Consider the following 17,581-nt stretch of genomic DNA (forward strand, 5'->3'; position numbering starts at 1 on the left):
CTGCAACAGGCTCAGCAGGCCGTCGCACTTGTGCACTTCAGGACGAATTAGTCTTGGCAGGTATGATAAATTGTATCCTGAATTCATGTTGAAATAGGATAAATGCGCATGTGTCGACTGTATCAATAAAAATGAAAAATAGGTTATTTAGGATTAGTTAGGGTGGTAATGTATCCTGTGATTGGATATGGATAGAGTATTGATATGTGTATACATGTTCTAAATGTTCATTCAGGTTATTTTCTGTAACTGACTAGTTGTATGTCACTTAAAGGAATGTCCAAACAGGGGATCTGCGGGCCAGTTTGAATCCCGGCTGAAATCGCATCCCAATTTAACTTACTAAGATCTCACTGACTGAGGAGTTGACAGGATGCTGCTTACGAACTGGCTGGGTAATCTTACGTCCCGTATTTTGAAACGCCCGGTTTATCGCTCACGTGAACGGCGTTCCCTGCGTCGACGCTGGAATTCGATTGTCACAAACAGGATTTCGACAGCAGAAGCGCTGGAAGACCGCACATTGCTCACCTCCCTCTTTCAGGGGGAATTGCTGCCCGACGCTGCAACAAATCCCGGGCACCTGGATTTGACCGGCCAGGCAGTTGCCGTTGATGGTGACTGGATGGTGGTGGGAGCGCCTGAAGCAGATACGTCACAAGGTGTCGATAGCGGGGCGGTTTATATATATGTCCGCAATGATGCCAATACGCCTGACAACGAAACCGATGATACATGGGATTTTCATTCGACTCTCCTTACTCCCAGTTCGTCCAATCCTGAGTACGATAAATTCGGTACAGCAGTCGACATCGACGGGGACTTAATCATTGTAGGATCCCCTTTTGCTACAGATGGAGACAGTCCCAGCTCGGCATATATTTTTACACGCATGGATTCTGGTACCTTCAATGATTTGACAGACGATGTGTGGAGTTATACGACGACTCTGTCCAGGTCTGAGGATATGGAGCCTCTGGGACAGGAAGGGTTTGGAAACGCTGTCGCCATTAAAGGCAACACTGCTGTCCTGGGAGTCCATTCTGATCGAAGTTTTGGATACCCCCTGGGAGCCACTTATGTTTTTTCAACTGACGATTCCTGGAGCTCTCATTCTGTTAATACACTGCGTGCTTCCGACGGAACGGGTGATGACTGGTTCGGTAACTCTGTCTCAGTGACTGAGGATGGCAATACAATCATCGTCGGTTCTTATAGAGATGATTCAAGTACTGGTGCAGTTTATTTCTATAGTCGAGATCGTATGGGTACGTCTCAAGTTTCAGATGACAGCTGGAGTGAAACTCAGAAAGTCTCTGCAAATGTAGCGGGTTCTCAATTCGGCTGGGCGGTAGATATCGACGGAAATACTGCAATCGTTGGAGCTAATTATCGTCCGGATCCAGTCAATGCAGGGTCAGCGTACATCCTGGAAGCAGACGAGTTCAACAATTGGGGGATTGTTGCTGAATTGCGAGCCGCTGATGCGGCCCAATATGAACAGTACGGATATTCGGTTTCCATCAGCGGAAATCTGGCTGTCGTCGGAAATGTATTTGATGATGATCTTATATCCAATGCAGGGTCGGTTTACATTTATAATGGAGCAGGAGGCTGGACGTCAGCGCCCGTACAGAAAATTTATCCCTCGAATCCGACACTCCACACTAATTTTGGAAGAAGCGTTTCCATCAGTGGTGACACCATCGTAGTCGGTGCCAACGCACACGAGCATGATTTTGGCGGAACGACGGGTATCGTAAAAACGGGTTCTGCTTATGCGTTTGGCCCATCATCGCCCCTTTCTCCAACCATCTTTGTCGATGATAATTTCAGCAATCCTGTTGTCGGACAGGATCCTGATGGACCTGGAGGTGCGATTGAATTTGGTTACGATGCCTTCACGCGGATTCAGGATGCGATCGACAAAGTTGCCGATGGAGGAAATATCTACATCGCTCCGGGAACCTATCTCGGAAACGCAAACGCGACTTCATCCCGAACCGACAAAGATGTCACACTCGGTATCGGAACCAGCGCTGCCCAGGTTGTCATGCACGGTGATCTGAGTCTCGATTTTGGCGACACCCTCGATTTCCAGATTGCAGGCAATACCGCCGGTACGAGTTACGATCAGGTCGTCGTGAATGGCAGCGTTTCGATCAATGACAGCTTCCTGAAATTACAGGACTTTTATAACCCCCTCGAAGGAGATCAGTTCATTCTGATCCAGAATGATGGAACCGATCCTATTGAAGGTGAATTTTTCCTGGACGGCACACTCACCAGACTCACCGAAGGTTATGAGTTCACCGACTTCATGGGAGTCGCCGGCCAGAGTGCCTATCTGACCTATAAGGGAGGTGACGGCAATGACCTGGCGATTGTTGTCGAGGACTCAACGCCACAGGTTTCGCTCCCCTTCAACGGCACAGCAGATCAATACACGCTGAAACTGGTCGGTGAGCATGTCATCCTCTCTTATGATACAACGGGCGACGTACTCTACAACGTGCCTTTGAGCGCGCTCGGAGGCCCCCTCATCATTGATGGCGAACCAGGTCAGGATGACACACTGACGATTGACCTGACCGGTATCGATGATTCCACGCCACTACAGGTGGTCTTCAATGGTGGCATCGGCGGAAACGATGCGCTTAATCTGACGGGCGGCGATCTGGTAACCATGAATTACTATTTCGACAACGCCAGTGACGGCAGAATCGCATTGAATACTCCGATGAACGAATTCCTGACCTATACCGGTCTCGAGCCCATCACGTCGACGGTGGACAGTGAAAATGTGGTTCTCTACTACGATGATTCCAGCGAAACCATCAGCATCACCGATGCCAGCGGCGGGATGACCACGGTAAATTCCACCGCGGGAGAAATGCTGACCTTCATCGATCCAACCGATGTTCTGCTCATCAATGCGGGCGGTGGTGACGACATTATCAATATCGATTCACTGGCAGACAACTACAGTGGTGAGCTGCGCATCGTTGGCGGCGATGATGATGATACATTGAATGTGAACACATCGCTGAGTCTCTCAGCCGACAAATACTTACTGCTGACTGCAGAAGATATCAATCTGAACGGTGGCAGTATTACAACCAACGGCTATGTCTGGCAGTCCTATCATGGTGATGTCAACCTGGGAGCCGATACTGTCATCAACAATACCGGCGGCGAGGGAATTTATTTTGACTTTACCGTCAATGGCAGTCACGCTCTGGACGTCACATCCGATGGTTTCGTCGTGTTCTATGACGATGTGACCGTAAATGAACTCACGGTGAATGCAGGAACGGTAGCCGGTCAACTGAGTGGTTCCATCAATACCGGTTCCGGCGATGTGGAAATGACTGCGGGAGAAAATATCGCGATCACCAATATCACCACCACCGGTGAAGTACGCTTGACCGCTGTGACTGGTGCCATCGCCGACAACTCGGCAGACGAATCCAGTAACATCAACGCAGACCGTGCAGTCCTCCGCGCGGGAACCGATATCGGCGGATCCACCGATGACACTCTGGAAACCAGTGTCAACACCCTGGCCGCATCCGTTGCGAATGGAAATATTGAAATTGTCAACACAGGCGCCCTTGAGATCGGCACCGTCGATTCCTTAGACGGAGTCACCGCTACCAACGGCAACGTTATCATTACAGCCGCCAGCCCGCTGACAGTCAATCAGACCATCAGTGGCGATTCGGTCACACTGACCACCATCGACAGCGCAGCCGCAGGCGATAATCTGACAATCAACGCCGACATCAGCAGTACGGTCAGTGACATCACACTCAACTCAGGCGACGACTTCACCCTGTCCGCCCTGGCAACTCTGACCTCCAGCACCACGATCAACATCAACGTCGACCCCAGCGCCGGAGATCCGGATACCGCTGGCAGCACGGTCGACCTGCTCGGAGACGTTTCCGCGACAGGAACCACCATCACAGGCGGAGACAACACAGACACGTTCAACATCACCCCCAGCGCGAATTCACCCATCAGTGTAGTGGGCGGTAATCCCGCTGTGTCTCCCGGTGACACGTTGACCTACCTCACTCCTGCAAGTGAAACAACGACTTTCACTCCCATCGATTCAGACGGAGGAACCATCAGCGTCACTGGTGGTTCTGCGGATGTCACTTTTGATGAAATCGAAAACATGACGATGAGTGGGGCATCGAGTCTGGTTGTAAACGGCACGTTTAACAGTGACGTGCTGACGATCACGGCCACCAATTCGAATTCGGGAACTTACCAGTTAAATAATGGCCCAGTTGTTCAATTCTCGAATATTACGGAATTTACATTCAACGCTCAGCAAGGACTCGATCGACTCGACATCATCAATCCTACAGGAGGTGTCTTCGATCCCGTTAACGGCTTGACCTACAATGCCAACACCGGAACCATTCAGATTATGGGTGGGCAGGCGACAACAGTCGAACACCGAATGTCCAGCAGTACGAACGGCAGCCTGTTCTACGATGGGGAAAGTACCGCCACGATCAAATATAATGGGGTCGGCTCCGTCTTTGCCGTAAACGATCAGGTATCGGTCACAGATCGAATTCTCACTTATAATACAGGTGACGAAGATTTCATCATTTCTGACGGTGAATTTGTAGTGTCAACCACCGTAGATTCAGACGGCGGTCCTTCTGTTTCATTCTCATCGCCAACTGGTTCACTGACCATCAACACGACGGTAGGCGCTGATACGTTGACCTTCTATGACCTGGCACTAGATTTCGATGCCGACCTGAATATTAATGGGGGAACCGTTGAATTTATTAGAGACCTGGATCTCAATTCGGGTGATTTGAATCTGGATGTTGACAGTGTGGAAATTGCTGCAGCCTTGTCTACGACAGGCAATGTCAACATCCAGGCGACATCTGAAATTCAGATGCTCGCATCTTCCTTTGTTGGCAGCATCGATGCGGGAGCAGGTGACATTATCCTGACCGGGGGCTGGATCCAGTTGAGAAGCTTGAGCACAACAGGAAATGTCTCACTCACAGCAAATACGACAGCCATTTATGATTCCAACGGCGGTTCCGTTAACATTACCGCCGACCAGGTCGCATTACGCAGTGTTACCGGCTCGGAAGGTCTCGAGATCAACGCCAATACACTGGCAGCATCTGCTGATTCCGGCAACTTGAGTTTCGTCAATTCAGGCGACCTCATCATCGGAACCGTCGATGGACTCTCAGGCCTCACCGCCAGCGAAGGTCTTGTCAATGTAATCGCAAATGGTGCACTGATAGTTAACGATGCTGTCTATGCTATTGACGCAGTCGATCTGATGACTGGTGACACATACAACTCGGGCGAAGATCTGACGATTAATGCCGATGTTACCAGCTATTCCGCTATTGTCACTCTCTCCGCTGCTGATATTCTGACAATTGCCACCGGAAGCACTGTCAGTGGCGGCGAAGTGCAAATGTTGATCGATGCTGGCTTACCAGGATCCAACGACACTGCCGGGGGAACGGCCAATATAAACGGTACTCTACTCGGTTCTACCTTGGAATTGCGCGGTGGAAACCACGATGACACGGTCATCATTGACAGCAATGGCGGAACGAATAATGACGGAGGAACTCTGGATGTATTCGACTTCCCCTTCACTTTCTATGGGTTTTTAGGATTCGACTCCTTCATCCTGGATGACTCAGGGGATACCACCGGCGATATTATTGAGATCCAGGATCTGGCTCCTGGTTCAGGTCTGATCAGAGGAATGGCATCGCCGGGCATCGACATTACTTACGATTCCGGCGTGGATCAGGTGACCCTGGCAACTGGTAGCGGCGCTGATGAGATTACTCTCACTCCCAACACTGTTACCGCCTTCAATATTCTCGGTGGCGATCCGACTATAGCCCCGGGCGATACGCTGACTTACGTCACCCCCGCAGGGGAAATCGGACTCTTAACCCCCGATGGACCGGATGGGGGTACGATCACAATCGTAGACGACATCGTCGGCTATAAGGATGTTGTGTTCGATGAAATTGAAACCACACTCGTTACCGAAAACCTGACCATCGAGGGAACCTTGGGCGATGATGAAATGATTATTACCGCGACCGATGCCAATTCCGGCACCTATCAGTTGAATGGCGGTGCGATCATCGCATTCAACAATCTGACTGATCTGACCTTCTATGGTCTCGACGGCGATGATCGCCTGGTGATTAACAATCCCACCGGCGGACTGTTCAATCCCGTTGATGGCGTGATCTTCAACGGTGGTACCGGCGGAGAAACGAACGGTGATACACTCGAGGTTCTGGGGGGGACGGCAGGAACCGTCGAACATCGCTTTGTGAATGATAATGAAGGAGCCATTCATTACGACGGCCAGTTGAATGCAACGATTGTCTATACCGGCCTGGAACCAATCATTGACACCATTGAGGCTACCAGCCGTGAGTTCCACTACTCCGACTCTTCAGAAACGATCACCCTCACCGATGCAGGAGGTGGTCAATCCACCATTGATTCAACAGCTGGTGAGCTGGTGACCTTCGTTAATCCAACCAGCTTCTTAAAACTCTTCTCTGGTGGCGGGAGCGATATCATTAATATCGATTCCCTGGGCATTGTCCAGCTGGCACCGATCGCGTTTGAAATCGATGCCGGCGCGGGAAATGATACCGTCAACGTCGGTTCGAATATCGCCGAAGGCCCCTTCGCAATCACAGGTTCGCTGACACTTAAAGGGGGTGAGGGAGACGATACCTTCAATCTCGATTCCCTGGCCGCAGATCTGAATTTGAACCTGACCATCAATGGTCAGGACGGCGCCAACGACATTGTGAATGTCAATTCGCCAGTGTCCCTCACATCAACAACCCCGATTACCTTTAACACAGAAACCATCAACTTAAACGGCGGCAGCATCACCAGCGCTGGCAGCCAGTATTACTCCGGCAATGTTTTTCTGGGTGACGATACGACAATCGATGCCGGCGACCAGCTCTTCCTGGAAGGAACCGTAAACGGTGCCTTTACTCTGGATGTCTCCGCCATCAGTCTGATTGCTCTCTTTGAGGACATCACCACGAGTGGTCTGACGGCGAGTTCCGGTGCCTTTTTCAATATGGAGTCAGACGTTGAGATTAATGCAGGGGCAGGAGATATCTCCTTAACTGCAGTTGCCCCGATCGGTCTCGCTTCACTCACGACAACCGGAGATGTTGATATCACCTCTGTCAATGGCAGTATCTATGATATTAACGGCGATGCCAACAACATCACTGCGAACCACGCAGCACTCCGGGCGCAGGGAAACATTTACGAAAACTCGGACTATCTGAATACCCAGGTCAATACCCTGGCTGCCATTTCTAACACGGGTGATATTCTCATCGAAAATACCGGTAATATGGAAATCGGTTCATTCGATGGGCTCCTGGGGCTGAGTGCGACTCAGGGAACCATAACGGTCAAGAACACGGGAGCGATTTCCGTAACCGAAAATATCTCTGCACGAGATGAAGTCTCTCTGGATAGCGGTGACATCGCGGGGGCCAACGAAGATCTGTCGATCACAAACGGCGCAACGGTACAATCGACCAACAGTAATATTTATCTATTCGCCGGCGATGACTTCCTGCTGGACGCCACTTCCTCAATTTCGGCCTCGACGACACTTGGAATCCATATGGATACCTATGGCGCAGAAGACCCGGAAGCCGAAGGGGGCGTATTGAGTCTCCTGGGTATCGTTGCCAGCAGCTCTGATGTGAATCTGTATGGTGGCTCTGGTGAAGATACTTTCAATGTCACTCCCAGCATGGGTACCATTCTCAGGGTTGATGCAGGATTTCCGATGGTGCCTGCAGCACCCGGAGATACATTTAATTACATTCCCCATCCGGGACAAGGTTCTCTCATCTCCTTAAGTGATGAGGACAGTGGCGTCATTTCCGCAACAGGTGGATACTCAACAGTCTTTTTCAATAACATTGAGAGTGTCTCCATGAGTGGCGATGTCAGAGTCAATGGTAGTTCGCTATCGGATGATGAATTGACGCTCAACGCCACCGGATCCGATTCAGGAGTCCTCGAAGTCGTTCGGGGAGTTGCCAACTATCCTGCGGTTACACTGACGAACATTACCGATTTCACTTTCAATGGAAATGGTGGTGACGATACATTTACAATCATCAATCCAACAGGCAGCCTGTTCGCCCCCGTCAATGGAATCACCTTCAACGGTGGCACCGGCGATGAAACAAACGGAGACAAACTCGAAATCCTGGGCGGTTCGGCAACGAGCGTCGAACACAGTTTCACCAACGACAGTGATGGCACTGTTTTCTACAATGGCGCAGCAACAGCCACGATCACTTACACAGGCCTCGAGCCGATCATCGACACCATTATCGCTGCAGATCGAGTCTTCACCTTTACCGCAGGAATAGAGACGATTTCGGTCAATGATGCAGGTCCGGCTGGTCAGACTCTCATTGATTCCACATTCGGTGAATCCGTCAGATTCGTGAATCCCACGGAATCTCTGACCATCAACAGCAATGTTGGAGCCGATACCATCGAAATCAATGGTCTGGATGCGGCCTTTGATGCTGATCTCACCGTGGATGTCGGGGTCATCGAAGTGAATGGCGCGATCGATATTGGCTCTGGTGAATTGCTCTTTGATGCGGGGATCGTATTTATCGATGACGCCATCACAACAACCGGCAATGTTACGATCGAAACAAACTCGTCGCTCATTATGTATGCGACCGGGAGTATCGATGCGGGAGCCAGCTCTATTGACTTGACTGGCAGCCTGGTTCGAATTGGAGAGATCAATACAACAGGCGATGTCAGCGTCACCGCCACCATCAGCGGTATTTTTGACAGCAATGGACTGGCCAATAATATTACCGCGAATAACGTTGTTTTACGAAGTGCCTCGGCAATCGGTTCAACCGGATCCATGGGCGCTGACCGCATTGATTTGCAGGTGAATGCAATCGCTGCCACCGCAGACTATCACATTGCGATCATTAACACTGGATCGTTAAATATCGGTACGGTGGATGGATTATCCGGTCTCAAATCCAACACAGGCATCGTTTCAGTTCACTCTTCTGAATTCTTAAATGTGAACGAAACAATTGAGGCCGAGGAAGCGGTATTCTTAACAGTCGACGATAGCGCCGCAGCAGCGAATGACCTCACAATCAATGCGGATATCACCAGCCACGCAGCGAACATCAATCTGACTGCGGGAGACATCTTAAATCTCACAAACGGGGTCACACTGAATGCAGCGACCAGTATGTATTTCTACATTGACACGGGAACGAACCCTTCCGGCTTAGTCGATCCCGAAGGGGGCATTGCCTACTTAACTGGAACTTTGATCGCACCAGACGGAATCCAGATCCTGGGAGGCTCTCACGATGACCTGATCATTATCGACAGCAATGGCGGTACCGCAAATGACGGCGGTACCGTAGATAATATCCAGAATGCATTTACCATTCTCGGATCCAGCGGTTCCGATTCACTCATTCTGGATGATTCAGGCGATACCACTGGTGATACGATCGCCATCACAACGGCAACAACTCCAGTACCTGCTGGCGCCGGTTCGATTACAGGAGTCGGCCTGGCAGATTTCGACTATACGACACTGGAAAATATCACCCTCACAACTGGAACTGCTGCCGACGATATCTCAGTCACTCCCAGCACAGATACTTCGATTAATGTCGTTGGTGGTGATCCGGCAATGTCTCCCGGCGACACATTGACCTACCTCACCCCTGTCGGTGAGAACGCTTCCCTTTCCCCCGACGGTGCTGATGGTGGAACAATCTCCGCCACAGGTGGCTATCAGAGTGTCACATTCGACGAAATCGAAAGTCTGACACTCGCCGACAATCCGGTCTTGAACCTGGTTGGTACCTCAGGTCATGACACACTGATCATCACTGCGACCAATTCTAACTCCGGAACTTACCAGCTCAACGGCGGTCCAATCGTCAGTTTCGCCAATATCACCGACTTTACTTTCGACGGGCTGGCCAGCGATGACCGTCTGGTGATCAACAATCCCACTGGTGGAGTTTTTGATCCTGTTAACGGCATTATCTTCAACGGCGGCGACGGTAATGAGACCAATGGTGACTCCCTCGAAATTCTGGGCGGAATGACTGAGAGAATCGAACATGAATTCGTGAATGACAGCGACGGCAGCATCTACTTTGACAGTGAAACAACTGCCACCATTGTTTACACCGGACTGGAACCGATTATTGACACGATAGATGCAGAATGGCGAATCTTCCAATACTCCGATTCCGCAAAAACGGTCACGGTCACTGATGCCGGAAGCGGTCTGACATCCATTGATTCGACTGCCGGGGAAATGGTTACCTTTGCTGCTCCCACTGAAGTATTAGCCATCTTTACCGGCGACGGAGACGACACTCTCAACATCGATTCGCTTGCTGCGGATTATGGCGCCGAGTTAGTCATCTATGGTGAAGGTGGAGCCAACGATACTTTGAACGTGAACTCGCCCCTGTCGATTGGCGAGTCACACCGAATTGTTTTTGCCGTCGAAGCAGTCAATTTAAACGGAGGCAGTATCACGTCAGGGGGTAGTCAGTCTTATTCTGGTGATGTGACCCTCGGAACAAACACGATCATTAATGCTGGATCGGACCTGTCTTTTTTCCGTAGTATAACTGGTGCATACACCCTGGACCTGCAGTCAGATACCGCTATTGTCTTCCGGGATACGGTCTCAACGGGCGCTCTGACCGCCAATGCCGACGGTTCAATCGTCATGCTTGATAGTGCTTCCATCAACGCAGGGGCTGGCAATATTTCCTTGATCGCTGGACTCGCCGTCGCCCTGATGGATATCACGACTACCGGTGATGTGGTAATCACGGCGATGACGGGCCACATCATTGACGATAATGGGGCGGCAGTGAACATTACGGCAAACAGTGCAGCACTTCGTGCTTTTGAAGACATCGGCTTTGATGGACCCGATCTGGAAACGCAGGTCAACCTCTTAGCTGCCAGTTCCACGACGGGCGACATTCGCATCATCAACACCGGTTCTCTGGAAATTGGTAGCTTTGATGGTCTCCTTGGTTTGACAGCATCAAATGGCGACGTCTCCGTTCAGAGTTCCGGAGCGATTACTGTCACAGAAGATGTGACCGCAAACTCAATTGATTTTAATGCCGCAATCGTCAATCTAGATAGCGATCTGGATTCGGTGTCCATTTCCGGAAATGCAACAAACGTAAATGTGCTCGGCTCAACAGGTGGTGCGGAGATTCAGGATGCCGTCGATCTCTCGGCAGCCGGTGGTACTGCTCAGATCGCAGCAGGCACGTATACTCCGAGCTCAACGATCACGGTTTCCAATGTCCTCACCATTCAGGGCGCACAAGCCGGTGTCGACCCACGTCCCGGCACTGGTTCGCTGCGCGATGAAACTGACGACACCACCGAAACCATCATTGATGGCAGCGGATCACTGAGTCGCATCTTTCTGATTGATGCTGACGATGTCACTCTGGACGGTCTGGTCATCACCAACGGTACAGGCGATCTGGTTCGCAGCAGCAACCCCGTCGATAATATCACGGTTCAATACAACATCATTCATAATTCAACCGGCGACGAAGGCGTCCAACTGGCCAACGCCAGCAACTCCACCATCCAATACAACTACATCTTTGATATCGAAGGCGATGGTGCCAACTTCGATACCGCCAGCAATGGCAGCATCCGCTTCAACGAAATGCGCAACATCCGCAGCACAAACGCCGCTATTTTCGTGGATGATTCCGAAGCTGTCACCATTGAAGGAAACTACCTGAATCTGGGGCACCTGAATAACAACGACGGAATCAAAGTTAACGACTTCTCCGGCACTTATAACACGCAGACCTCGTACATCATCAACAACACTGTAATCGGTTCCCTGCAGGACGGTATCACGGTCGGCCGGTCGAACGTTGTGGTCAGTGGCAATGAAGTCACCGGCAGCAGCAGTAATAATGGTGCCATTTTTGTCAGTGAAACCGTCGACAATGTCGAGATCACCAACAATTCGATTCACGATAATCTCGCTGCGGTCTCCGGCACCGACACCAACTACGCGATCCGCATCGGCAAAGATCCTTCCGACTTCCCCACCAACGTCATCGTGCGTGATAACAGTATTGTGAATAACGACGGTCTGATTTTCTTCGCTCAGAATTCTCAAGCAAACCTTGATGCCCTGAGAAACTGGTGGGGCACCACGGATGCCTCGGTGATTGCCGCCGGCATTGTCGGAGTCATGGACGGCGGTGGAAACACAAATGGTCCCATCGATTTCTCCACCATTCTTATCAGTGTTGCTGATACCGATGGTGTGACCCCAGGTTTCCAGCCCGATACATCCAGCCTCAGCGTACATGACTTCGGCAGCGAACCGGCAGCCGGTTCCCGCATCCAGAACGCCCTTGGCCTGCTCGACGATTCCGGCACTCTCTTCATTCAAAGCGGGACCTACACCGAAAACGTTGACACGACCTCGACTGGAACCGACATGAGTGTGACCCTGGCCCCAGGAAACAGTCCCGGCCAGGTCACCATCAACGGCAATCTGACATTGAATGCCGATGATGTTCTGGAACTCGAACTCAACGGCACTACTGCCGGAACCGGTTTCGATCAACTGATCATCAACGGCACTCTGAATCTGGGAAGCGCCAGCCTGAACCTCATCGATGGTTATGATCCCACTGAAGGCGATCAGTTTCTACTGCTCGCCAACGATGGAACCGATCCCGTTGTCGGAACTTTCGTTGGACTGACTGAAGGTTATGAGTTCACAGACTTTCTCGGCGTAATCGGACAAAGTGCTTTCCTGACCTACCTGGGAGGAGACGGGAATGACGTCGCGATTATCGTCGAAGATTCTACGCCGCAAATCACTCTGCCCGTCAACAGCCAGTCAAATAACTATCGACTCGAGTTGTCAGGCTCTCACCTGATCCTGACCGACGTCGACTCAGGCGAAGTGATCTACAACGTCCCCATGAATGCCCTGGGAGGCCCGCTCACCATCAATGGTGAAGTCAATCAGGATGACACCTTGATTGTTGACATGACTGGCATCGACGAAAACACACCTCTGCAAATCATCTTCAACGGTGGTGCAGGTGGAAATGACACCCTCGCGTTCGAAGGGGGCAGCCTGTCGTCCATGGAATACTACTTCACGAATGCCTCTGCTGGCAGCGTCCAGTTCAACGGCTCGGGAACGAACTTCCTGACCTACACGGGACTGGAACCAATCACCTCGACTGTGAATGCGACGAACGTGACGCTCAACTATGGTGCAGACAGTGAAACCATTACGATAACCGATGCAGGCGGCGGTCAGACAACCGTCAACTCGACATCAGGTGAAGTATTGACCTTCTTCAATCCCACCGGAACACTGACAATCAACGCGGGAGATGGTGATGACCTGATCATTGTCAACTCTTTGGATGCTGCCTTTACTGCCGATATCTTCATCAATGGTGAACTTGATAACGACACTGTCACTTTAGCTACAGGATCTGTTGCTCTGGGAAGCGGAAACATCACGGTCAATACAGAGGATATCAACGTCAATGGCGCTGTTACAACCACGGGAAATGTGGATTTCAATTCTGATAATACTGTCACGTTTACATCCGCGGGCAGCATCAATGCCGCATCCGGCACAATTGACATTGTAGCGAGTAGTGATATCCAACTGGGGCAAATCTCGACAACCGGCGATGTTACTGTCACGACGACATCAGGCAATATTGCTGATAACAACTCGGTTCTAAATAATATTACGGCCGACAAAGCAACTCTCATCGCAGGTGTGGGTAGCATTGGTTTGTTCACACTCGAAACGATGGTGACCACACTCGAAGTCAGCTCAGGAGGATCTATTGATCTGGATAACACTGGAGATTTAACGATCGGTGAATCTGGTGGATTGACTGGTCTGAATGCGGTCGGAAATATTCGAATTACTTCTACCGGAACACTGGATGTTACAGAAGACGTTATTACTACAAATGGGTGGATTTTACTGGCAACCTTCGACTCAGCCACGAACCAGGATCTTACGATTCAATCAGGGGCCACGGTACAAAGCACGGGATCCTATATACGCCTGATTGTCGGTGATGACCTGGAAGTTGAAACCGGAGCCGCCTTAATTTCTGCTGCTCATATTGAAATCCAGATCGATCAAGGTGGCGCAGATCCTGGCACCGGATCGACAGCCAGTCTGTTCGGAACACTCAACGCAGTCAACGACATCACTGTCGCAGGCGGTAATGATAATAATACCGTTATCATCGATGGCAATGGCGGCTTAAACAACAATGGCGGAACCGTAGACGGAATCAATGCTGCCTCGTTTGTATTCAATGGTGCCGGAGGCATGAATGAATTGATTCTCGATGATTCCGGGGATCTGACCGCCGATACAATTGAAGTGACTTACACTGGTGCTGGTATTGGCAAAGTGACGGGAGCCGGAGTAACTGACTTTGACTTCAATTCTCCAAATCTTGATATTATCTTGGCATCAGGAAGCGCCGATGATAATGTCAGTGTCGAACTGGGAGCATCCGCTCCTGATGTCATAATCAGCTCCGCGGGCGGAAACGATAATCTGACTATCCTGGGCCGGGCAGGGGGTAATGATTTTCTCAGCGTAACCCCCATTGATTCAGATGAAGTTCTGATCACCGATATCAACAGCAGCAATCAGATTTCCTTTGACGGTCTTTCAGGAACTCTGCTGATTGATGGCCAGGGATCATCTGGTTCTGATCATGTGATTGTCCATGGAACATCGGGCGCTGATAATACAACCATTGACACAATTGGTGGAATCCTGACAACAACGATTGATCCCAGCCTGATCTCGGTTGGTGTGCAGAATATCGATTATCTTGATGTCAGAACCGGTAGTGGTGCTGATCAGATTCAGGTTAGCCCACATTCAGATATTGCAATAGATATTTATGGGGATGCCCCTTCCATACTGCCCGGGGATGTCTTGAACTATACAGCTCCTGCCGGAGAAACTTCAACACTAAACCCCATTGACGCTTCCAGCGGTTCGATTACCACGACAGGTGGATTCGCCAATATAGCATATGATGGAATTGAAACACAAAATGAGCTCACTGCCTCGCCAGACCTCACTGTAAACGGCACCGCAGCCGATGATGTTCTGACGATCAATGCGACCGGTGCTGACTCAGGAACATATCAGCTCAATAGTGGTCCCGTGATTGCTTTCTCCGGTGTTACTGGCTTTACATTCAACGGATTGGACGGCGATGACCGGCTCGTCATCAACAATCCCGTGGGGGGGGGCTTCGATCCTGTAGATGGAATCATTTTCAATGGTGGTACGGGTGGAGAAATCCTCGGCGACAGCCTGGAAATCGTGGGCGGAACCGCAACCTCTGTCGAACATCGTTTTGTGAATGAAAATGATGGCAGCATCTTCTTCGATGGCGAAGGAACCGCCACAATCACATATACTGGTCTGGAGCCGATCATTGACAACATCGATGCAGTGAATCGAATCTTTAATTTTACCGGTGCTGCTGAAACCATCACACTTTCAGATGACGGTGACCTCGGCGATGGAGAATCGATGATTAATTCCACACTCGGCGAATCGGTTATCTTTACGCATCCCACCGCATCGCTGACCATTAACACGAACGCCACTGGTGGAATTGATGCACTCAATATCGAAGGGCTGGATAGCACATTTGATGCGGACGTGACCATCATCGCCAAATTTGATGACACAACTACCTTCCAGACCAACGCCACCGACATTGGCTCAGGCGATCTGACCATAGACAGGGGGAGCGTGATCTTTGACCAGAATGTCACGACGACCGGAAACGCGGTAATCGATGCGACCGGCGGTTCAATCATCGATGGTGGATCGAGTGCCGACGATGCTTTGACAGCAGACACACTCGTTTTATCTTCCTCATCTGGCATCGGAACGGCCGATGATGCTCTGGACATCAGTGTTAATAATCTGGAAGCAATTACATCCGGAACCATCTGGATCAATAGCACTAATGTCAATCCGCTGACAATTGGGGGCATCGGCCCCATGGTCGGTGTTGAAGCACTCTTCGGAATCAGCCTAGTCGTTACTGGCCAGTTATTGATTGATGAGAAATTTCAGACTTTCGGCGACGTGTTGATCGAATCTGCCGATTCGATCACGATGGCAGGTGCTACACGGGTCAGATCAGAAAATGGAGCGGTCGAAATGACCGCCAGCGGAGATATCCTGCTCAGCCGGGTTGTCGCCGGTGGAACGGTTGATGTCCAGTCAACAGCAGGCGCCATCCTGGACAGCAATGGTACAGATACGAACGTAATCGCGGACGGAGGAGCTCGTCTCCGCGGTAATTCAGGAGTTGGCACTGGTGCAAATTTACTCGAAACAACGCTCGGCACCATTGTCGGAGAAAGTACCACTGGCGGCTTTTTCATCGAGAATACAGGAAATCTCTCAATCGGCGGCGGTACCTTTGCCGGCGGGATTCAGACAGATGGCGAAATCCTCGTAGAAAACACAGGCGACATCAATGTCAACACCACCGTCCAGACCAACGGCAGCGAGGTTAGCCTGTTTGCTGATAACGATTTGATTCTCAATGCTGCTGCAGTGGTTGACACCACTTCGTCAGCAGGTGTGACGCTGCTCGCTGACAGTGACCTCAGCTCAGGTGGCAGCTTCACCCAGGCTGACGGTGCAGGTCTGGTCAACGCTCAGGGGGGCACGCTTTATATTAGCGCCACTGATAACGTTCTGATTTCCGATCTGCAAAGTGCCGGCGGTACGGTTGAAATCCATTCATTCGCAGGCGACATCAGAGACAACTCAGTCGCCGAAGACGCTCTGGTCTCCGCAGGACAACTTCTGCTCAGAGCAGAAACCGGCATCGGAACATCTACCGGTGATGAAGATATTGATACAGCCGTAAGTACGCTTGCAGCGATTGCCTTTAATGGGGATATCGTCATCAATAACACAGGAGCACTGAGCATTGGCAACATCCTACCACTTAACGGTTTAACGGCAAGTAACGGTAACGTAACGGTAACTGCTTCCAGCCCCTTGACTGTAAACAGTGACGTCACCGCAGCAGGAACCGTCACATTGACAGCAACCGATTCTGCGGGAGCAGGTGATAACCTGTCACTCAGCCTCGGCGTTACTGTTGAATCCACCGGCGCGGATGTCATCCTCAACTCCGGCGATGACTTCCTGTTGGATCTCTTTGCTTCTGTCATCGCAGATACAACCATTACAATTAACGTTGATCCGATTACTGATGGGGCCGGAGCTATCGTTGATCTGCTGGGCAATGTCAATGCGACGCAGACCACCATCAACGGTGGAGACGACAGCGATATCTTTAACATCCTGCCGACCGTTGATTCACCGATCACCGTGAATGGC

The 17,581-nt window shown here is 50.7% G+C and carries 1 protein-coding gene; it reads left to right on the forward strand.

Translation table 11 applies throughout. The features are described 5' to 3' along the window. Positions 1 to 373: 373 nt before the first annotated feature. Positions 374 to 17,581 (forward strand): hypothetical protein (locus tag RID21_RS07220; RefSeq protein ID WP_350187983.1); only part of this gene is annotated, 17,208 nt, incomplete at its 3' end.

The organism is Gimesia sp. (genome assembly GCF_040219335.1).
GTDB lineage: Bacteria > Planctomycetota > Planctomycetia > Planctomycetales > Planctomycetaceae > Gimesia.